This window comes from Ancylobacter sp. (assembly GCF_965279025.1).
In the GTDB taxonomy this organism is placed as follows: Bacteria; Pseudomonadota; Alphaproteobacteria; order Rhizobiales; family Xanthobacteraceae; genus Ancylobacter.
This window is the reverse complement of record NZ_OZ257132.1, coordinates 1,867,045-1,886,204: the sequence shown is the minus strand read 5'-3', so window position 1 is coordinate 1,886,204 and position 19,160 is coordinate 1,867,045. Positions and strand designations below refer to the sequence as shown.

General features: G+C 68.5%; 18 protein-coding genes. 11 read left to right on the top strand and 7 right to left on the bottom strand.

What is annotated here, in order from left to right; genetic code table 11:
* Window positions 1–4: 4 nt before the first annotated feature.
* From ACQY76_RS08765 to ACQY76_RS08740, 6 genes are read right to left on the bottom strand one after another with little or no spacing between them, the layout of a single operon-like run.
* Window positions 5–673: a helix-turn-helix domain-containing protein gene (locus ACQY76_RS08765; protein ID WP_428032492.1), complete on the bottom strand. Its 669-nt coding sequence runs from the start codon at window positions 671–673 to the stop codon at window positions 5–7.
* Window positions 674–709: 36 nt separating this feature from the next.
* Entirely contained in the window at window positions 710–1,507 is a 798-nt protein-coding gene (locus ACQY76_RS08760) for an ABC transporter permease (protein ID WP_428032491.1), read from the bottom strand.
* Complete coding sequence (locus tag ACQY76_RS08755) at window positions 1,504–2,412, bottom strand: ABC transporter permease (protein WP_428032490.1); 909 nt, start codon at window positions 2,410–2,412, stop codon at window positions 1,504–1,506. Before ACQY76_RS08755 ends, ACQY76_RS08760 begins: the two co-directional genes overlap by 4 nt.
* 8 nt (window positions 2,413–2,420) lie before the next feature.
* Window positions 2,421–3,524, bottom strand: a complete 1,104-nt coding sequence (locus ACQY76_RS08750) for an ABC transporter ATP-binding protein (protein ID WP_428032489.1) — start codon at window positions 3,522–3,524, stop codon at window positions 2,421–2,423.
* A gap of 32 nt (window positions 3,525–3,556) precedes the next feature.
* Window positions 3,557–4,600, bottom strand: coding sequence for an ABC transporter substrate-binding protein (locus tag ACQY76_RS08745; RefSeq protein WP_428032488.1), 1,044 nt, complete (start codon window positions 4,598–4,600; stop codon window positions 3,557–3,559).
* A 35-nt stretch (window positions 4,601–4,635) separates the two neighbouring features.
* A complete protein-coding gene (locus tag ACQY76_RS08740) occupies window positions 4,636–5,571 on the bottom strand; it encodes an aminotransferase class IV (protein ID WP_428032487.1) in 936 nt (311 codons plus the stop codon).
* A gap of 159 nt (window positions 5,572–5,730) precedes the next feature.
* Between ACQY76_RS08740 and ACQY76_RS08735 the strand changes: the two genes are divergently transcribed.
* Genes ACQY76_RS08735 through ACQY76_RS08710 form a run of 6 tightly spaced genes read left to right on the top strand, consistent with a single transcriptional unit; the run spans window position 5,731 to window position 11,056 of the window.
* Entirely contained in the window at window positions 5,731–6,717 is a 987-nt protein-coding gene (locus ACQY76_RS08735) for an aldo/keto reductase (RefSeq protein ID WP_428032486.1), read from the top strand.
* On the top strand, window positions 6,714–7,610 hold the full coding sequence (locus ACQY76_RS08730; RefSeq protein ID WP_428032485.1) for an amidohydrolase family protein: 897 nt from the start codon (window positions 6,714–6,716) through the stop codon (window positions 7,608–7,610). Before ACQY76_RS08735 ends, ACQY76_RS08730 begins: the two co-directional genes overlap by 4 nt.
* Window positions 7,607–8,188 (top strand): DUF1349 domain-containing protein, encoded by a 582-nt coding sequence (locus ACQY76_RS08725; RefSeq protein ID WP_428032484.1) that lies wholly within the window; start codon window positions 7,607–7,609, stop codon window positions 8,186–8,188. Before ACQY76_RS08730 ends, ACQY76_RS08725 begins: the two co-directional genes overlap by 4 nt.
* A 25-nt stretch (window positions 8,189–8,213) precedes the next feature.
* Window positions 8,214–8,642 (top strand): RbsD/FucU family protein, encoded by a 429-nt coding sequence (locus ACQY76_RS08720; RefSeq protein WP_428032483.1) that lies wholly within the window; start codon window positions 8,214–8,216, stop codon window positions 8,640–8,642.
* 34 nt (window positions 8,643–8,676) lie between these two features.
* The gene (locus tag ACQY76_RS08715; protein ID WP_428032482.1) at window positions 8,677–9,522 is read left to right on the top strand and encodes a fumarylacetoacetate hydrolase family protein; all 846 of its coding nucleotides are present in this window, start codon (window positions 8,677–8,679) and stop codon (window positions 9,520–9,522) included.
* Window positions 9,515–11,056: a UxaA family hydrolase gene (locus ACQY76_RS08710; protein ID WP_428032481.1), complete on the top strand. Its 1,542-nt coding sequence runs from the start codon at window positions 9,515–9,517 to the stop codon at window positions 11,054–11,056. Before ACQY76_RS08715 ends, ACQY76_RS08710 begins: the two co-directional genes overlap by 8 nt.
* A 32-nt stretch (window positions 11,057–11,088) precedes the next feature.
* On the opposite strand, the gene ACQY76_RS08705 is transcribed toward ACQY76_RS08710, so the two are convergent.
* On the bottom strand, window positions 11,089–11,982 hold the full coding sequence (locus ACQY76_RS08705) for a helix-turn-helix domain-containing protein (protein WP_428032480.1): 894 nt from the start codon (window positions 11,980–11,982) through the stop codon (window positions 11,089–11,091).
* Between the two features lie 243 nt (window positions 11,983–12,225).
* On the opposite strand from ACQY76_RS08705, the gene ACQY76_RS08700 reads away from it, so the two are divergent.
* From ACQY76_RS08700 to ACQY76_RS08680, 5 genes are read left to right on the top strand one after another with little or no spacing between them, the layout of a single operon-like run.
* Complete coding sequence (locus ACQY76_RS08700) at window positions 12,226–14,361, top strand: TonB-dependent siderophore receptor (RefSeq protein ID WP_428032479.1); 2,136 nt, start codon at window positions 12,226–12,228, stop codon at window positions 14,359–14,361.
* Window positions 14,355–15,167, top strand: a complete 813-nt coding sequence (locus tag ACQY76_RS08695; RefSeq protein WP_428032478.1) for an ATP-binding cassette domain-containing protein — start codon at window positions 14,355–14,357, stop codon at window positions 15,165–15,167. The genes ACQY76_RS08700 and ACQY76_RS08695 overlap by 7 nt, the downstream gene beginning before the upstream one ends.
* A gap of 50 nt (window positions 15,168–15,217) precedes the next feature.
* Window positions 15,218–16,087 (top strand): iron-siderophore ABC transporter substrate-binding protein, encoded by an 870-nt coding sequence (locus ACQY76_RS08690; protein WP_428032973.1) that lies wholly within the window; start codon window positions 15,218–15,220, stop codon window positions 16,085–16,087.
* On the top strand, window positions 16,080–18,071 hold the full coding sequence (gene fhuB / locus ACQY76_RS08685; protein ID WP_428032477.1) for a Fe(3+)-hydroxamate ABC transporter permease FhuB: 1,992 nt from the start codon (window positions 16,080–16,082) through the stop codon (window positions 18,069–18,071). The genes ACQY76_RS08690 and fhuB overlap by 8 nt, the downstream gene beginning before the upstream one ends.
* A complete protein-coding gene (locus ACQY76_RS08680; protein WP_428032476.1) occupies window positions 18,064–19,140 on the top strand; it encodes a DUF2218 domain-containing protein in 1,077 nt (358 codons plus the stop codon). The genes fhuB and ACQY76_RS08680 overlap by 8 nt, the downstream gene beginning before the upstream one ends.
* Window positions 19,141–19,160 lie beyond the last annotated feature (20 nt).

Here is a 19,160-nt window from a genome sequence, read left to right as displayed (position 1 = left end):
GCGTTCAGCTCCCCTTGCTCTCTGTGACGATCTTTTCCTTGATGATCTCCCGCAAGGTCTGCGCAAGGTTCGGCGTCGCGCTTGAGCAGGTGATCATGATCTCGCTGGGCGATTTCGTCAGTGAGATGTAGGCATGCTTCATGGTGCTGTCGAGATAGACGCAGTCGCCGGCATTCAACTGCGTCGGCTCGTAATATTCGGTGTGGAGCATGATCCGCCCCTTCAGCACCTGGACGAACTCCTCGCCGACATGCGAGGACATCTCCGCCTGCTCCAGCGTCGTCGCGCGGACCTCGACATGGATCGGGATGATCCGCTTATGCGCAACATCCGAGCAGAGATAGCGATAGGTGTAGTACTTCGTCTGCAGCTGCTGTCCTTCGAAATTCCGGCTGACGCTGCGCCGCGCCACCACGATGGCGGGAACCGCAGCCTCGGTGGCCGGCGGCTCCAGCAGGTCGGCAATTTCCACGCCCAGCCCCCGGCTCAGCTGCAGCACCTTGTCGAAGGTCGGCGACAGCAGACCATTCTCGATCTTCGACAAGGTCGAGGTGGAAATACCGGTCATCGAACTGACGTCGGCGAGCGTCCAGCCGTGATGAGCCCGCCGGTCGCGCAGCAGCTTCCCCAGTTCGGGCGGTTTATTGCTTGTCGGATTGTCTTGGTCGGCCACGTCACGTCCTGCTGCTTGTCTGCGACTTGGGGAAGATCATCGTTTGTGCGCCATGGTCTCCTTAAGCGACATCGCGCCGAGAACGGCAAGGGCGATTGTAACCATCAGGACTATGGAGACGAGGGCATTGACCTCGGGGGTGAAACCCACCCGCATCATCGCCCAGAGACGGATCGGCAGGGTGGCGTCGCCCCCCACCAGGAAGAAGGTCACCAGCGTCTCGTCGAAGGAGAGCGTGAAGGCCAGCAGCCCGCTGGTCACCAGCGCCGAGCGCAGCTGCGGCAGCACCACGTGGAGAAAGGTCTGGCGGCCATTGGCGCCGAGATCGAGCGAGGCCTCGATCTGGCTGTCCTCCAGCGCCTCCAGCCGGATCGTCACCATGCGGTAGATGACGGCGAGGATGAGCACCACATGCCCGATGGTGACGGTGATCAGGCTGCGCTCCAGACCCAGCTCGCGGAAGGCGATCAGCAGCGAAATGCCGGTGATGATCGCCGGGAGCACGAAGGGCAGGAAGATGACGAATTCCAGCAGCGGCCGGCCGCGCCGGCGCCCGGTCTTCATGTAATAGGCGAGCCCGAGGGCGAGGGCGGTTGCCAGCACCACCGCGCTGGCGCCCACCAGCAGCGTGTTGCCCAGCGCCGCCAGCATCTGCGGATTGTCGCCGAGCCGCGCATACCACTGGAAGCCGAAGCTGCCCCAGTCGATGCCCTCGCGGCCGATGTCGAAGAAGGACAGCAGCACCACCATGAAGGCGGGACCGTAGAGCACGACGAAGACGAGGACGCCGATGGTCCATAGCAGGGTGATGGTGACCCGCTCGGTGATGGTCATTTCACCCTCGCATGGCGTGAGATGGTCGCGGCGGCGAGGATGATGAGCACCACGCAGAGCAGCAGCACCACGGCCAGCGCCGCGCCGAACGGCCAGTTGAACGCCATGCCGAACTGGCTCCAGATCGCCCGGCCGAAGGTGAAGCCCTGATTGCCGCCGACCATTTGCGGCGTCAGATAATCCCCCAGCGCCAGCACCATCACGAACAGCGCACCGACGATCGAGCCCGGCAGGCTGAGCGGCAGCACCACATGGCGGAAGGTCTGGCCCGGCCGCCCGCCGAGATCGGCGGAAGCCGCCATCAATGAGGGCGAGATCCGCTCCAGCGACAGGAAGATCGGCAGGATGGCATAGGGCAGGTAGATCACCGCCATGGTGATCATCACCGCCGTCTGGTTGAAGATGAAGACTTTGCTGGGCGCCTGCAGCACCCCCAGATGAACCAGAACCCAGTTCAGGAAGCCGTTATAGCCGAGGATGCTGCGCATCGCGTAGATCTTGACGATGTAGTTCATCGCCAGCGGAATGACGCTGAGCAGCAGCAGCAGATAGCGCAGCCGTCCTTCCAGCCGCCACACCAGATAGGCGACGATGTAGCCGAGGACCAGGCTGGTGGCGGCGACGATGCCGGCAAGGCCGAGCGTGCTGAGGAACACGCCGCGATAGACCGGCTTGGCGAGGAAATCGACATAGTTCGCCAGGCTGAAGCTCTGGACCAGCTGGCCGTCGACGATGGTCCAGAAGGAATAGACCAGGAAGGTGGCCAGCGGCACCAGGATCAGCAGCACCGGCAGGCCATAGACGGCCAGCCGCAGCATCAGGCGCCGCCACGTCCGGCCGCGCGGCGGGGAAGCGCCGCCTGGCATTGGGTCGGCGCCGGGGGCGGCGAGCGAGAGGTCGGCCATGGCGGATCTCACGCTTGCAGGACGCTGATATCGGCATCGGACCAGCACAGCGGCACCGGCTCACCGATGGCGATCCCGCCCGCCAGTTCCGGCGTCGGCAGCCGCACCTTCACGCTGTGCGGCCCCTCGCCGAGGCGCACCAGCAGCTGCGTGGTGGCGCCGAGAAAGGTAAGGTTCTCCAGCCGCCCGGTCATCATGCGCTTGCCCGGCGCGGCGCCGCCGGCCCCGCCCAGGCTGAAGCTCTCCGGACGTATGGCGATCGAGAACGGGGTGGCGGGAAGCGCGCCGTCCAAGACGTGGTGGCGCAATTCATGGTCGCCGAGCGGGCTATGGGCCGCCGTGCCGGCACCTTGGCCGGTGCTGGAGGCCGCGCGTTGCGCGGGGAGGATGTTGTTCTCGCCGAAGAACTTCGCCACGAACTCGCTTTGCGGGCGGTAATAAATGTCCTTGGGCGTGCCCACCTGCTCCACCCGGCCATGGTCCATCACCACGATGCGGTCCGACATGGAGATGGCCTCCTCCTGGTCGTGGGTGATGAAGACGAAGGTGGTGCGGATCCGTCGCTGCAGCGCCTTGAGGAAATCCTGCATGGAGCGGCGCAGTTCAGCGTCGAGCGCGCCGAGCGGCTCGTCGAGCAGCACCACTTTCGGCTCGCACACGATGGCGCGGGCCAGGGCGACGCGCTGGCGCTGGCCGCCGCTCAGCTCGGCGGGATAGCGCCCCGCCTTGTCGGCGAGTTCGACCATGGCGAGCACATCCGCCACCTTGGCGTCGATCTCCTCGCGCGGGCGACCGCGCATCTTGAGCCCGTAGCCGACATTCCTGGCCACGCTCATATGCGGGAACAGCGCGTAGTCCTGGAACACCGTGTTGAAGGGGCGCTCGAAGATCGGCATGTCGGTGATGTCGACGCCGTCGAGCCTTATCCGGCCGACGCTCGGCGGCGTAAAGCCACCGAGCATGCGCAATATCGTGGTCTTGCCGGAACCCGAGGGCCCGAGAATGGTCAGGAACTCGCCATCGCCGATCGTCAGGTCGATCGGCTGCAGCACGTTCACCGCGCCATAGGATTTGCCGACACCGGCAAGGTGGATGAGGGTGGGGAAACGCATGCCGGCATCCGCTCCGGTGAGGGCAAGGCCGGTCATTCGACCGGCGTCGCCTTGATCTCGTTCCACAAATCGATACGGCGGGCGAAGTCTTCCGGCGCCTGCAGGAACACCAGCTTGTCGGCATAGGTCAGGCCGATCGCCGCGTTCGCCTCGGCATTGGTGGTGTTGCCGTAGCCGGTCTTCTCGCTGATATAGGTGCCGACCTGCTTCTCCAGCATGGCATCGATCCAGGCATGGGCAAGCTCCGGGTCGCGCGCGCCGGCGCTGATCGCCCAGCAGTCGATCCAGCCGATTGCGCCCTCCTTGGGAATGGTCAGCCCGACATCGAGGCCCTTCTTGCGCAGCATCGGCGCCTGCGGCTCGCCCATCGACATCATCAGGTCGACGCCGCCCTGCGCGAAGATGCTCACGCCATCGTCGAAGCCGGCATAATAGGTCGAGACGAAGCGCTTCTGATCGAGCAGCTTGGCCTTGATCTCGGCGAACTGGGCGTCGGTGAGGTTGAACGGGTCCTTGTAGCCGAGCAGCAGCGCGGTGGTGACGATCGCGTTGTTGGCGTCGTCCATGGCGATGATGCGGCCCTTATACTGCTCGTCCCACAGCACGTTCCAGCTGGCCGGCGGCGTGGCGAACACAGCCTTGTCGTAGATCAGCGGAATCGAGCCCCAGGCGAAAGGCACGGCGTAAGGCTTGCCGTCGAACACGATGGCGGAGACGTCGCGGAAGGCGGGCAGCAGGTCCTTGGCGTGGGGGATCTTGCCGATATCCACCGGCTGGATCAGCTTTTCCTGCGTCAGGCGCTTGTAGGACGAGGTCTCGATGGCGATGACGTCGAAATCCTCGCCCTTGGAGGCCGTCATCTTCGCGAAGATCTCGTCGACGCTGCCGGTATAGGTGATCTTCACCTTGGCGCCGGTCTTGGCCTCGAAGGCCTTCACCCAGGGCTCATCGGCATAGCCTTCCCAGGTCAGCACCCGCAATTCCTTGGGCGCGGCCTGCGCGGGAAGGCTGGCGCCGGCCAATAGAAGTCCGGCGAGGCCGGCGGCGGCGCCGGCCACGAAATGGCGTCTGTGCATGGAAGTCGTCCTCTGGATTTTTATGGAAGGGCCGTTCACACGGCGGGCATCGTCCCGGCGGCGGCGTAGTTCACCTCGGTGCGGTGCCAGCCTTCGGCATGTTTCTGCCAGTAGAGTTGCTTCAGCCGCAGGCTCACCGGGCCGGGGGCGTCGTTGCTCATGATGTGGCTGTCGACGCGCGCGACCGGCATCACCCCGCCCGCCGTCGTGGTGCAGAACATCTCGTCCGCCTGCAGCAGATCCTCGTGGCGCAGCGGCGCGATGCGGGCAGGCACGCCGGTCAGCGCGCACAGGTCGAGCACGGAACGGCGGGTGATGCCCTCGAGCGCGCCCCGGTCCGGCGTCAGCACCTCGCCATTGCGGACGATGAACACGTTGAAGCCCGGCCCCTCGGTGACAAAGCCCTCGCTGTCCAGCAGCACGGCGGTGTCCGCGCCGGCATCGTGCGCCTCGAACAGGCCGCGCGTCAGGTCCCCCCAGTGATAGTTCTTCACGGTCGGGTCGATCGAGGCGGGCGCGACACGCGGCACGCTGGCGACATACAGATGCGCGCCGCGTGCCTGCACGTCGGGCGGAATGACGTCGATCCACGGAATGGCATAGGCGGTAAACAGATTGTCGCAATCCGCCGGGCGGCGCGAGCCGAACACCCTCGGCCGGCCGCGCGTGCAGACCATGGCGACATAGGCGTCCCGCAGTCCCGACAGGCCGACGCAGCGGTCGAGAATGCCGGCGATCGCGCCACGGTCATGCGGCGGGCTCAGGCGGCAGGCGGCCAGCGAACGCTCGAACCGGTCGAGATGGTCGTCCAGCCGGAAGAAGCCGCCGTCGCGGACATGGGCGACGTCATAGGTGACATCCGACCGGGTGAAGCCCCAATCGAGAATGGACAGCTTGGCCTCTCTCGCCGGAACATAGCGGCCTTCGACGAAGGCGACACCCTGGGAGAAGTCGGGAAGGTCGGACGTCATGCGGCAATCCTGCAAAAGGGCCTTCGGAGGCGACAGGTGGAATGATGCCGGGCTTGGTTCCGATTGGCAACAGAAATTTCACATACGAAAAATAAATTGACATATCCGCAATAGCCGGCGACATCTGCGGCCTCAGCAACGCGACCCACGGGATCACGCATGCCCCTTCCCACGCAAACAGGCCCCCTCGGTTCCACCGGTCGCCGCGTCACCCGGCTCGGGCTCGGCACCGCGCCGCTGGGCGGGCTCTATGCCCCGGTCAGCGACGCCGAGGCGGAGGCGACCATCGCCCGGGCCTGGGATCTCGGCCTGCGCGTCTTCGACACCGCCCCGCAATATGGCAACGGGCTCTCCGAGCGCCGGCTCGGCGCCTTTCTCGCCGGCAAGCCGCGCGACAGCTACGTGCTCTGCACCAAGGTCGGCCGCCTGCTGCGCCGGCCGGCGGAGGCGGCGGGCGAGGACGCCTATTACAAGGGCACGCCGCCGGAGCGGCCGGTGTTCGATTTCAGCTATGACGGGGTGATGCGCTCCTTCGAGGAAAGCCTGGAGAGGCTCGGCACCGGCCGCATCGACGTGCTGCACATCCACGATCCCGACGACCATTATGACGCCGCCCTCGACGGCGCCTATCGCGCGCTCGACCACCTGCGCCGCGAAGGCGTCATCGCCGCCGTCGGCGCCGGCATGAACCAGAGCGAGATGCTCGCCGACTTCGCCCGCGCCGGCCGCTTCGACTGCTTCCTTCTCGCCGGCCGCTACACGCTGCTGGAACAGGGCGCGCTGGCCGACCTGCTGCCGCTGTGCGAACGCCAGGGTATCGGCGTCATCATCGGCGGGGTCTATAATAGCGGCCTGCTGGCCAACCCGACCTCCGGCGCCAAGTTCAACTACACCGACGCCGACCCCGCGCTGATCGCCCGCGCGCAGCAGCTCGATGCCGTGTGCCAGCGCCATGGCGTGCCGCTGAAGGCGGCGGCGATCCAGTTTCCCGCCGCGCATCCGGCGGTCGCCTCCATTCTCACCGGCGCCCGCAACGAGGCGGAGATGAGCGAGAACGCGGCGCTGTTCCGCCATCCGATCCCGGCGGCGCTGTGGGAGGAGCTGCGCGCGCTCGGGCTCATCGATCCGGCGGCGCCCACGCCATGAGTGCCGGCCCGCGCCTGATCATCGACGCCCACCAGCATTTCTGGGATCCCTCGCGCGCCGCCTATCCCTGGATGGCGGGCGAGGCGATGGCGCCTTTGCGCCGGCCCTATGGCCCCGGCGATCTCGCCCCGCTGCTCGCCGCATCCGGCGTCGGCGCCGCCCTGCTCGTGCAGTGCCGGCACGACGCCGCCGAGACCGAGGAATTCCTCGCCATCGCCGCCGCCACCCCCTTCGTCGCCGGCGTGGTGGGGTGGGTCGACTTGGAGGGCGCCGATGTCGCCGGCGAGATCGCCCGGCTGCGTGCTTTGCCGGGCGGTGCGCATCTGGTCGGCCTGCGCCACAATGTGCATGACGAGCCCGATGCGGACTGGCTGTCCCGCCCCGGCGTCCGGCGCGGGCTGGACGCGGCGTTCGCGGCCGGCCTGACCTTCGACCTGCTGGTGCGCGCCCGCGAGCTTCCCGCCGCCATCGCCTGCGTGCGGCATTTTCCCACCGCGCCTTTCGTGCTCGACCACATGGCCAAGCCGCCCATCGCCGGCGGGTTCGATGAACAATGGGCGGCGCGCTTCGAGGAGATCGCGGCGTTCGGCAATGTCTGGTGCAAGCTGTCAGGCCTCGTCACCGAGGCCAATTGGGGCGATCTCGCGCCGGCGACCTTCGATCCCTATCTCGCCCTCGCCCGCCGCGCCTTCGGCCGCCGGCGGCTGATCTTCGGCTCGGACTGGCCGGTGGCGACGCTCGCCGCACCCTATGACGCCGTCAAGACGCTCGCCCATCGCTGCTTTCCCGACGATCCCGATGCCGAAAGCCGCCTCTTCGCCGGCAACGCCATCGACGCCTACCGCCTCGCCGCCCTGCTTCCCCGCCTCTCGCACCGGGAGACATCCCCATGATCGACCTTTCCACCGGCCAGTGGGTCAACGAACCCGCCACCTGGTCCCTCGCCGCGGATACCGTCCATTTGACCACGGACGCCGCCACCGATTTCTGGCGCGAGACCCATTACGGCTTCGTCCGCGACAATGGCCATTTCCTCGGCTTCACCACCGGCGAAGCCTTCACGGCGGAAGTCCGCGTTCAGGCCGACTACCAGTCGCTCTACGACCAGGCCGGCCTGATGCTGCGGCTGGACGAGACGCGCTGGGTCAAGGCCAGCGTCGAGTTCAATGACGGCCATCACTGTTTCAGCGTCGTGGTCACCGATGGCCGCTCCGACTGGTCGGTGACGGCGGTGGACGGCGATGCCGCCGACATCCGGCTGCGCCTCACCGTCAAGGACGGCGCCTTGCGGGTGCAGGCCTCCACCGACGGCACGACATGGCCGCTGCTGCGCCTGGCGCCCTTCCCGGTGGCGCCGTCCTATCAGGTCGGCCCCATGGCCTGCACGCCGGAGCGCGGCGGCCTTGAGGTGGCGTTCTCGGAATTTCGCCTCCTGCCGCCAACCGAGCGCGACCTGCACGATCTTTCGTGACCACACCGACACCGAGGGGGACACCATGCTGATCGGCATCGACCCGATACTGAACCCGGAGATTCTCCACGCGCTGCGCGCCATGGGGCATGGCGACGAAATCGTCATCGCCGATGGCAGCTTTCCGGCCGAAACGGTGGCGCGGCGGCTGGTGCGCATGGAGGCGAGCGACATGCCGCGCATGCTGCGGGCGGTGCTCAGCGTGCTGCCCATCGACGAATCCGAGCCCGACCCGGTGCTCGGCATGGAGGTGATCGGCGAGCCCGGCACCATCATGCCCGCCCATCGCGAGATCGACGCCGCGCTTGTCGCGGCCACCGGCGGCGCGGTCACGCTCAAGCGCATCGAGCGCTACGCCTTCTATGAGCGCGCGAAGCAGGCCTTCGCCGTCATCGCGACCGGAGAACGGCTGTTCTACAGCAATGTCATCATCCGCAAGGGGACCATCGCCTGACGGCGCAGGCGATCCGGCATCTGGAGACACAGACGTGAAACTATTGCGTTACGGGCCGATCGGCTCTGAGCGTCCCGGCCTGCTCGACAGCGAGGGCCAGATCCGGGACCTCGCGGGCATCGTCCCGGACATTTCCGGCAAAACCCTTTCGCGCGCCGGCATTGCGGCACTGCGGGAGATCGATCCGGCCACCCTGCCGGCGGTAAGCGAGCCCGTGCGCCTTGGGCCGTGCGTGGCCGGCGTCGGCAATTTCATCGCGGTCGGGCTCAACTATGCCGACCATGCCCGCGAGAGCGGCCTGCCCATCCCGGACGAGCCGGTGCTGTTCAACAAGGCCCCCTCCTCGATCTGCGGGCCGAACGACCCCATCCTCATCCCGCCGGGATCGACCAAGCTCGACTGGGAGGTGGAAATCGCCATCGTCATCGGCGAGGCCGCCTATGACATCACGGAAGCCGAGGCCCCGGGCATCATCGCCGGCTATTGCATCTGCCACGACGTGTCCGAGCGGGCGTTCCAGAACGAGCACGGCGGGCAATGGACCAAGGGCAAGAGCGGCCCGAATTTCGGCCCGCTCGGCCCCTATCTGGTCACGCCCGACGCCATTGCCGACGTGCAGGCCCTCGGCCTCTGGCTGGACGTCAATGGCGTGCGCATGCAGGCCGGCTCCACCGCGACGATGATCTTCGGCCTGCATTTCCTGGTGTCCTATGTCTCGCGCTTCGTGCGGCTGGAGCCCGGAGACGTCATCACCACAGGGACGCCGCCGGGTGTCGGCATGGGGCAGAAGCCGCCGCGCTATCTCCAGCCGGGCGATATCGTCGAGCTGGGCATCGAAGGCCTCGGCAACCAGCGCCAGCAGGTGCAGCACCATGGGTGATCCGGAAGGGGCGGCACCTTCCGTCCCGCGCTGCGTCCGGCTGGATCCCGGCGACAACCTTGTCGTCGCGGTAGATACCCTCGCCCGCGGCGTGACCGTAGCCGGCGTCGTCGCGACGGAGCGCATCCCGCGCGGCCACAAGATGGCGGTGGCGCCCCTCCCGGCGGGTGCCCCCATCGTCAAGTTCGGCCAGATCATCGGCTTTGCCGCCACCGCCATCGCCCCCGGCACCTGGCTGCACGAGCACAATGTCGAGCTGCGCGACTTCGCGCGCGAGACGGGCGGCGCCGGCGCCCTCGCGGCAAGGCTGGCGGCGGCAATCGAGCCGCCCGCCAGCTTCGAGGGGTTTCGCCGGGCGGACGGCAAGGTCGGCACCCGCAACTATGTCGGCATCCTCAGTTCGGTGAACTGTTCGGCGACGGCGGCGCGGTTCATGGCGGAGGAGCTCGTCCGCTCCGGCGCGCTGGCGGCGTTCCCGAACATCGACGGCATCGTGCCGCTGGTGCACGGCACCGGCTGCGCCATGGATACCGAGGGCGAGGGCTTCGAGCTGCTCAAGCGCACCCAGTGGGGCTATGCCGCCAACCCCAACATGGCGGCCGTCATCATGGTGGGGCTCGGCTGCGAGGCGTTCCAGATCGACCGCTGGAAACAGGAATACGGCATTGTCGAAGGCGAGCGGTTCCGCAGCCTGACCATCCAGCAGACCGGCGGCACCCGCCGCACCGTCGAGGCCGGCGTCGCCGCCATCCGCGAGATGCTGCCGCTCGCCAATGCGGTGCGGCGCGAGCGCGTTCCGGCCTCGCATCTGATGCTGGCGCTGCAATGCGGCGGTTCGGACGGCTATTCCGGCATCACCGCCAACCCCGCGCTTGGCGTTGCGGCGGACCTGCTGGTCGCCCAGGGCGGCACCGCCATCCTCTCCGAGACGCCCGAGATCTACGGCGCCGAGCATCTTCTGGCGCGACGCGCCGTGACGCCGGAGATCCGCGACAGGCTGATGGGCCTGATCCGCTGGTGGGAGGACTATGCCGCCCGCCATCGCGGCGTGATGAACAACAACCCCTCCCCCGGCAACAAGGCGGGCGGGCTAACCACGATCCTCGAGAAATCGCTGGGCGCCGCCGCCAAGGGCGGAAGCTCGCCGCTGGCCGGGGTCTATCGCTATGCCGAGCCGGTGACGGCGAAGGGGCTGGTGTTCATGGACACGCCGGGCTTCGACCCGGTGGCCGCCACCGGCCAGATCGCCGGCGGCGCCAATGTGCTCGCCTTCACCACCGGGCGCGGCTCCGCCTTCGGGTCAAAGCCGACGCCCTCGCTCAAGCTCGCCACCAACACGCCGATGTATGAGCGGATGGCCGAGGACATGGACATTAATTGCGGCGACATCCTCGACGGGGTGTCGATCGAGGACAAGGGCCGCGAGATTTTCGGGCGGATCCTGGATGTCGCCTCCGGCCACCGCACGAAATCCGAACAGCTCGGCTATGGCGACCATGAATTCGTGCCCTGGCAGATCGGCGCGACCATGTAGCGCCGCGCACGCCGCGCTGAGCCGCTGCAGCGTCAGCGGCAATGGGCGCGCCGCCACGCGGCCGGGGTGGAGCCGGTGAGCCGGCGGAAGGCGCGCGTCAGATGCGCCTGGTCGGTGAAGCCGGCGACGGAGGCGATCTGCGTCAGCGGCAGGTCGCGCGCGGCGAGCAGGTCCTGCACCTTCCGCAGCCGCACCTTCATATGCCACTGGTGGGGCGGCACCCCGGTGGCCGCCTTGAAGGCATGGCTGAAATAGGACTGCGACAGGCCGGTGAGTTCCGCCAGTTCGTGGAGCCGGATGTTTCGCGTGCAGTTGGCCTCGATGAAATCGGTCACCCGCTTCAACTGCCGGGCCGACAGCGTCGCTCGCGGCGCGGCCTCGCCGGCGGGCCTGCCCCGCCCGAGCTGCAGCAGGTCGATGAACAGCGCCAGCGTGAGCCCGTCGCCATAGAGATCGTGATGGCGGTCCGGGCCGGTGCATTCGTCGGCGATGAGTTGCGCCAGCGTGAAGATGCGCGGGTCGAGAAAATCGAGCCGCGGCGTCGCCAGCCGGCCGCCAGCGAGATCCTCGCCCAGCCGTTCGCTGAGCGTCGGGGCGTGGAAGTGAAGATCGAGATGGCGGACCCGCACCGGCTCGTCGATGCGGGACCAGATCGGCATCTCGGCGGGAACGAAGCTCATCCGGTGCGGCGCGCGCTGCACCTTGCCGCTGCTGCCATCGGCCGAGAGCTGCACATCCGAGCGCGCGCCCTCGCGCTCCAGAACGACGAACAGCCGCGCGTCCTGCGAGACATAGTGGCCGCGCGCGCCCGCCGCGCAGGCCACATGCCAGACATCGGCGATGACGCCGTTCCAGCGCCGCCAGCGCAGTTTGTCGAGAAGGGTTATCCCCTCGACCGACGAGGTCATGCGGGGTTGGAATGTCATCCTGCGTGCCGTTCGCCAAGATCAAAGCGAGGCTTCATAGATTTGAATCACTATGAAGTAGCACTTCGCCTTATTGTGGCGCCAAATCCATTTGATCAGAGCGCAATAGAAAACACGATCGTGCAAAACACAAGAGGATGCGACAAGAACGGCGGGGTGTTCATTGGTATGAAGCGGTGTTTCCTGCAGCCGGATGGAAACGCTTCTTTATAATTCATCTCAACTGTTCAGACGGGTAACACGATGCGCGAACGGCTTGGCCTCTCGATGATGTCGCTGCTGATGGGCAGCGCGGCGGTGATTCTCCCGGCCGGTGGCGCGCGGGCGCAGCAGGCCGCTTCGGCGATCGAGCTGGAGCAGATCGACATCCAGGGCCAGCGGACCGAGGACACCGACGGCTATGTCGCGCGCACCAGCACCGCCGGCACCAAGACCGACACGCCGCTGATCGAGGTGCCGCAGTCGATTTCCGTCGTCACTCGCGACCAGATGGACGCCCGCGCCGTGCAGAGCGTCGGCCAGGCGCTCGACTACACGGCGGGCGTCGTCTCCCAGCCCTTCGGCAGCGATCCGCGCTTCGACTATCCGATCATCCGCGGCTTCGCGGCCGATAACAGCATGTATCTCAACGGCCTGAAGCTGATGCGCGACGCCGGCGTGACCGCCCTCGACCCCTATGGCATGGAGCGGATCGACGTGCTGCGCGGCCCGGCCTCGGTGCTCTACGGGCAGGGCAATCCCGGCGGCCTGATCGACTTCATCTCCAAGCGCCCGACCTTCACCAATTTCGGCGAGGTGCAGGCGGAAGCGGGCAGCTTCGACCGCTATACCGGCCGCTTCGACATTGGCGGCGTCATTCCAGACCACTCCGACTTCGCCTACCGCTTCACCGGCCTCGCCCGCGACGGCGGCACCCAGACAGACCATGTCGACGACAACCGGCTGTTCTTCGCCCCGGCGCTGACCTGGCAGCCCTCGACCGACACCTCGCTCACCGTGCTTGCCAACATCCAGTATGACCAGTCCGGCACCCCGGTCGGCCTGCCGGTGCAGTACACGGTGAACGCCGATGGCGGCCTGCGGCTGCCGCGCAACCTCTTCCTCGGCGATCCCGACTACGACAATTCCAACCGCACCTTCGGCAGCGTCGGCTACGAGTTCAAGCACCGCTTCAACGAGACCTGGGAGTTCCGCCAGAACGCCCGCTACGCGGTGCTCGATTGGGACTACAATAGCCTCTATTACAGCGCGCTCAGCACGACGAACCCGCTGGTCGCCAATCGCGGCTCGTCGGAGAATTCGGAAGACCAGCAGACCTTCAATCTCGACAGCCAGATGCTCGGCAAGTTCGACACCGGCGCCTTCCACCATGAGGTGCTGATCGGCGTCGACTACCGCCGCTACAGCGAGTCCAACTCCACCGCCTTCGGCAACGCCTCGCCGATCAACATCCTGTTCCCCGTCTACAACCGGCCGGGCGCGATCGGGGAGCCGTGGTACACATCCGACGTCGACGGCACGATTTCCCAGACGGGCATCTATGCGCAGGACCAGATCCGCCTGCAGAACTGGCTGCTCACCGTCGGCCTGCGCCATGACTGGGCAACCACCGATTCGACCAGCCTGACCAATTTCGGCGACACCACGCAGGACCAGGACGACAGCGCCTTCACCGGCCGCGTCGGGCTGACCTATCTGTTCGACAACGGCGTCGCCCCTTATTTCAACTACTCGACCTCCTTCGAGCCGGTCATCGGCAGCATGCCGACCCAGCTCGGCGGCGGCGCCTTCCAGCCGATGGAGGGCGAGCAGGTCGAGGTCGGCGTGAAATATCAGCCGGTCGGCTGGAACGGCTTCTTCACCCTCGCCGCCTATGACATCACCCAGTCCAATGTGGTGTCCTCGCAGCTCATCGACGGCGTGAGCTACGAGACCCAGATCGGCGAGGTCCGGGTCAAGGGCTTCGAGTTCACCGCCGTGGCGGGGCTGGCGGACGGCCTGAACCTCATCGCCAACTACACCTATATGAACGCCGAGATCACCCAGGGCGAATATGCCGGCAACCGCCCGGCCAACGTGCCGGAGAACATGGCCAATCTCTGGCTCGACTACACCATCCCCTCGGGCCAGTTCGCGGGCTTCGGCTTCGGCGGCGGCGTGCGCTTTGTCGGCGACCGCTACGCGCTCGACGACAACAGCATCTTCCTCAACTCCAACACCCTGTTCGACGCCGCCATTCATTACGAGAAGGGTCCGTTCAAGGCCCAGCTCAACATGAACAACATCGCCGACGAGACCTATGTCTCGGGCTGCGGCTTCTTCGGATGCTACTATGGCGACGGCCGGACCGTGATCGGAACGCTCTCCTACAAATGGTAGACGACGCCCTCCCAGCGCCTCCCGGCGCGCTCTGGTGCCTGGCCGAGGCGGCCTTCACGGTCGGCGAGCGGCAGATTCTCGCCCCGCTGACGCTCGAACTTGCGGCGGGGCGCGTCTATGGGCTGATCGGGCCGAACGGGTCCGGCAAGAGCACGCTGCTGAAGCTGCTGGCGCGCCAGCTCACCCCCAGCGCCGGTGACATCCGCTTCGAAGGGCGCCCGCTGGGCGCCTGGGCCGGGCGCGCCTTCGCCCGCGAAGTCGCCTATATGCCGCAGTTCATGCCGCCCTCCGACGGCATGAATGTCCGCGAACTGGTGAGCCTGGGCCGCTATCCCTGGCACGGGGCGCTCGGCCGTTTCGGCACGGCGGACGAGGCGGCGGTGGCGGCGGCGATCCAGCGCACCGGGCTGGCCGCCTTTGGCGACCGCGCGGTGGACAGCCTGTCGGGCGGCGAGCGCCAGCGCGCCTGGCTGGCGCTGATGCTTGCGCAGGGCGCGCGGTGCCTCCTGCTCGACGAACCCACCTCGGCGCTCGACATCGCGCACCAGATGGAGGTGCTCGCCATATTGCGCGAGCTCGGTGGTGGCGGGGAAGCGGGAGGGATGACGGTCGTCGTCATCCTGCACGACATCAACCTCGCCGCACGCACCTGCGACACGCTGCTCGCCCTGCGCGGCGGGCGGCTCGTCGCCCATGGCGCCGCGCATGAGATCATGGAGCCCGACCGGCTGCGCGCCATCTACGGGCTCGACATGGGCGTGATGGCGCATCCGGTCAGCGGCAAGCCGATGAGCTACGTGCTGTGAGCGGCCGGCCGGGCCTCAGCCGCCGTGCCCTGCTCGCCGCGGGGCTGGCGATGGCGAGCGCAAGCGCGCAGGCACAGGATGCGGTGCCGGAGGGCGCGGCGCTGCGGGTGGCGAGCGTCGACTGGGCGCTGCTGGAGACGCTGCTCGGCATGGGTATCACGCCGGTGGCGGCGGCCGAGCTGGTGCTGTTTCGCGAGGTGGCGGTCGAGCCGCCGGTTCCCGCCTCGGTGATCGATATCGGCCTGCGCGGGGCGCCAAGTTTCGAGGCGCTCAGGCTCGCGCGCCCCAGCCTGATCTTCAGCTCGAACTATTATACCCAGATCGAGCCGAAACTGCGCCTCATCGCGCCGGTCGAGACTATCTCCGTCTACCGCACCGGCGACCCACCCTTCCAGCGGGCCGAAATGGCGGCCGAGCGGATCGGCGTCCTGACCGGGCGGGAGGCGGCGGCGCGTGCGCTGATCGATGGCGTGAACGCCGAGCTCGGCGACGGGCGGCGGCGGCTCGCCCGCCAGGCGGGCCGCCCGGTCATGGTGCTCAATCTCGGCGACGCCCGGCATTTCCGCGTCTTCGGCCGGGATAGCCTGTTCGGCGAGGTGCTCGCCCGCCTCGGCTTCGCCAATGCGTGGGGCGAGCGGACCTCCTATGCCGCCTCCGCCCCCATCGGGCTGGAATCGCTGGCGCGCTTTCCCGATGCCTTCCTCGTCGTGCTTCGGCCGCTGCCGCCCGATGCGGCGCGGGTGCTGTCGACCAGCGCGCTGTGGAACGCCCTGCCCAATATCCGGGACGGCCGGATCGCCGTGCTCGACAGCGTCGACCCGTTCGGCGGGCTGCCGACCGCCGCCCGCTTCGCCCGGCTGCTCACCGCCGCGCTGCTCGACGAAAGCGGCACGGCACGCAAGGGGGGCGGGCTTGGCTGAGCTGACCCTGCCGCGCGCCGCCGGGCTTCGGCCCGTCCATATCTGGATCGCGCTCGGTGCGCTCGGCATCTTCCTGTTCGCGCTGGTGCTGGCGCGCCAGACGGCGATGACCGGGGAGGGCATGACCCCGGCACTGCGCGATCTGCTGCTGTGGCACAGCCTGCTGCCCCGCGCCGCGACCGCGTTGCTGGCTGGCGCGGCGCTCGGGCTTTCCGGCGCCCTGCTCCAGCGCGTGCTGCGCAATCCGATCGCCGACCCCTCGACGCTGGGCATCGCGGCGGGCGCACAGCTCGCCTTGACGCTGTCGCTCGCCTTCGCGCCGGCGCTGCTGGCGTTTTCGCGCGAGGGCACCGCCTTCGCCGGCGGCGTCATCGCGGTGGCCCTCGTCCTCGCCTTGAGCTGGCGGCGCGATTTCGAGCCGGTCACCGTCGTCGTGGCCGGCATGACGCTCTCGCTCATGGCCGGCGCGATGAGCGCCGCGCTGATCCTTGCGCGGGGCGACTATGTGTTCTCCCTCTTCATCTGGGGCGCCGGCTCGCTGCACCAGCAGAACTGGCAGCCGGCCATGCTGATCGGCACCCGGCTGGCGCTCGGCGCCGCTGCGGCCTTTCTCCTGCTGCGTCCACTCGACCTGATGATTCTCGACGATGCCGGCGCGAAAAGCCTGGGCGTCGCGGTGCAGGGCATGCGGCTGATGGTCATCGCCATCGCCGTCTGGCTGGCGGCGAGCGTGGTCTCGCAGGCCGGCGTGATCGGTTTTGTCGGGCTTGCCGCCCCGGCCTTTGCCCGCCTCAGCGGGGCGCGGCGGGCGGGCACGCTGCTCCTCGCCTCGCCGCTCATCGGCGCCCTGCTGCTCTGGATCACCGACAGCCTGGTGCAGCTCACGGCGGGCGGCGGCGGGGACCTCATTCCCACCGGCGCGGCCGTCGGCCTGCTGGGCGGGCCCCTGCTGCTCTGGCTGCTGCCGCGCCTGCCGGCCAGCCTGCGGGCACCGGCGGACGCTGCCGCGCACCGGCGGCGCCTGCGACGGCCGGGGCGCGCGCTCGCCTTGCTGGCGGGCGGGGCCGCGCTGGTCACGGCGTTCACCCTGCTGGCCGGGCGCGGCCTCGACGGCTGGACGCTCGCCACCGGGCCGCTGCTGGCCGATCTTCTCGTGTTCCGCGCGCCGCGCGTCGTCGCCGCCGCGGCGGCGGGCGGCCTCCTCGGCGCGGCGGGCGCCATCATGCAGCGGCTCACCGGCAATCCGCTGGCCGGGCCGGAGGTGCTGGGGGTGAGCGCGGGCGCGGGCGTCGGTCTCGCGGCGGCTCTCCTGCTGGTTCCCGAGCCCGGCACCGCCCTCCTGCTCGGGGCCAGCGCCGGCGGCGCCCTCGGCGCGCTGCTGCTGGTGCTGGCCATGGCGGCGCTGACCGGGTTCGGCGCGGAGAAGCTGCTGCTGTCGGGCATCGCACTCAGCTGCATGGGCCTTGCCATCCTCTCCGCCGTGTTCGCGGCCGGCGGGCCGGGCAGCTTCCGGCTGCTGGCCTGGATGTCCGGTTCCACCGACACGGTCGGCGTCGCCGAAGCTTGGATTCTCGCGGCCTGCGCACTGGTCCTCATGCTGCCTATCGTTCTCACCCATCGCTGGTTGAACCTCCTGCCGCTGGGCCCGGCGGTGAGCGGCTCGCTCGGCGTGCCGGTGGTCGCCAGCCAGGTGCTGCTCACCCTGCTGGCCGCGATCATGACCGGGGTAGCGGCGTTCTTCGTCGGCCCGCTGAGCCTCATCGGCCTGATCGGTCCCCACCTCGCCCGCCTGACCGGCCTAACCGACGGAAGAACCTTCGTTTTTTCCTCCGCCTTGATCGGGGCGCTCCTCATGCTCCTCGCCGACTGGCTCGCCCGCACCCTCGCCTTTCCCTATCAGCTGCCCACCGGCCTGCTCGCGGCGCTGGTCGGCGGCCCCTACCTCATCTGGCTGCTTCAACGGGGAGGAAGCCGGCATGGCTGACTCTTTCACCGCGCACGCTTCCATCGCCTGCAACGCTCCCGCGGAACTGCTGGCTCGCGTGTGCGACCGGCTCGAACCGCAGGCGCTGCGCCGGCGCAGCCCGGACGCCGCCCGCATGGAGAACTGGTGCGGCGATGTCGATCTCACCGTGGAGACATCCGGCCATCTCGCCTTGCGCGCCCGCAGCGCGACCGAGAATGGGCTCTCGGTACTGAAGATGCAGATGGCCGAACATATCCACGCCGCCGCGTCCCGGCCCGTGCCGCTTTTCGCCTGGCAGGGACATGGCGCCGGCAATCCTGCCCTGCCTTATTTCCGCGAGATGCGCGTCGCCTGCGCCCGCCAGCTCACCCCGCTGATGCGGCGGGTGGTTCTGGCCGGAGACGCGGCGCATTATGCCGGCGACGGCCTGCATGTGCGGGTGCTCATTCCCCCGCAACGCCGCGCGCCAACCTGGCCGCACGCCGCCGCCGATGGGCGCACGGTGTGGCCGGCGGGGGCGGACGCGCTGGTTCCCCGCGTCTACACCGTGCGGGAGGTCGACATCGCCCGTGGCGAGATCGCCATCGACGTGGTGCAGCACGCGGGTGCCGCCACGCCGGGCGCCGACTGGGCGCGCCGGGCGCGTCCGGGTGACCGCGTCGGCCTGCTCGGCCCCGGCGGCGCCGGCCTGCCACCCGCCCGCCGCTACGTCCTCGCCGGCGACGAGACGGCCCTGCCGGCGATCGCCCGCATGGTGGCGGCGCTGCCGGCGGACGCCGAGGCGTTCATCCGGCTGGAAGTGGCGGATGTACGTGAGCACCAGCCTTTGCCTTCCGCCGCGCGCCTCGACGTGCAATGGCTCCACCGCAACGGCGCCGCGCCGGGCACCGGTGACCTGCTGGAGCAAGCGGTGCGCGGCCTCGACCTGCCGCCCGGCGACGACCTCCACGTCTTCGCCGGCTGCGAGCAGCAGACGGCGCGGGCGCTCCGCCGGCACATGACCCGGGAGCGCGGCCTCGCCAAGTGCCGGTGCGCCATCGCCGCCTATTGGCGACGTGGCCATCCGGGTATCGATCTGGCCGATTGAGGCCGCTATAAGCGATCCAT

Excerpts from the sequence above, each read along its gene's own strand:
- ACQY76_RS08760 (WP_428032491.1), bottom strand. The coding sequence starts at position 1,507 with ATGACCATCACCGAGCGGGTCACCATCACCCTGCTATGGACCATCGGC.
- ACQY76_RS08755 (WP_428032490.1), bottom strand. The coding sequence starts at position 2,412 with ATGGCCGACCTCTCGCTCGCCGCCCCCGGCGCCGACCCAATGCCAGGC.
- ACQY76_RS08750 (WP_428032489.1), bottom strand. The coding sequence starts at position 3,524 with ATGCGTTTCCCCACCCTCATCCACCTTGCCGGTGTCGGCAAATCCTAT.
- ACQY76_RS08745 (WP_428032488.1), bottom strand. The coding sequence starts at position 4,600 with ATGCACAGACGCCATTTCGTGGCCGGCGCCGCCGCCGGCCTCGCCGGA.
- ACQY76_RS08740 (WP_428032487.1), bottom strand. The coding sequence starts at position 5,571 with ATGACGTCCGACCTTCCCGACTTCTCCCAGGGTGTCGCCTTCGTCGAA.
- ACQY76_RS08735 (WP_428032486.1), top strand. The coding sequence starts at position 5,731 with ATGCCCCTTCCCACGCAAACAGGCCCCCTCGGTTCCACCGGTCGCCGC.
- ACQY76_RS08730 (WP_428032485.1), top strand. The coding sequence starts at position 6,714 with ATGAGTGCCGGCCCGCGCCTGATCATCGACGCCCACCAGCATTTCTGG.
- ACQY76_RS08725 (WP_428032484.1), top strand. The coding sequence starts at position 7,607 with ATGATCGACCTTTCCACCGGCCAGTGGGTCAACGAACCCGCCACCTGG.
- ACQY76_RS08720 (WP_428032483.1), top strand. The coding sequence starts at position 8,214 with ATGCTGATCGGCATCGACCCGATACTGAACCCGGAGATTCTCCACGCG.
- ACQY76_RS08710 (WP_428032481.1), top strand. The coding sequence starts at position 9,515 with ATGGGTGATCCGGAAGGGGCGGCACCTTCCGTCCCGCGCTGCGTCCGG.
- ACQY76_RS08705 (WP_428032480.1), bottom strand. The coding sequence starts at position 11,982 with ATGACATTCCAACCCCGCATGACCTCGTCGGTCGAGGGGATAACCCTT.
- ACQY76_RS08700 (WP_428032479.1), top strand. The coding sequence starts at position 12,226 with ATGCGCGAACGGCTTGGCCTCTCGATGATGTCGCTGCTGATGGGCAGC.
- ACQY76_RS08695 (WP_428032478.1), top strand. The coding sequence starts at position 14,355 with ATGGTAGACGACGCCCTCCCAGCGCCTCCCGGCGCGCTCTGGTGCCTG.
- ACQY76_RS08690 (WP_428032973.1), top strand. The coding sequence starts at position 15,218 with ATGGCGAGCGCAAGCGCGCAGGCACAGGATGCGGTGCCGGAGGGCGCG.
- ACQY76_RS08680 (WP_428032476.1), top strand. The coding sequence starts at position 18,064 with ATGGCTGACTCTTTCACCGCGCACGCTTCCATCGCCTGCAACGCTCCC.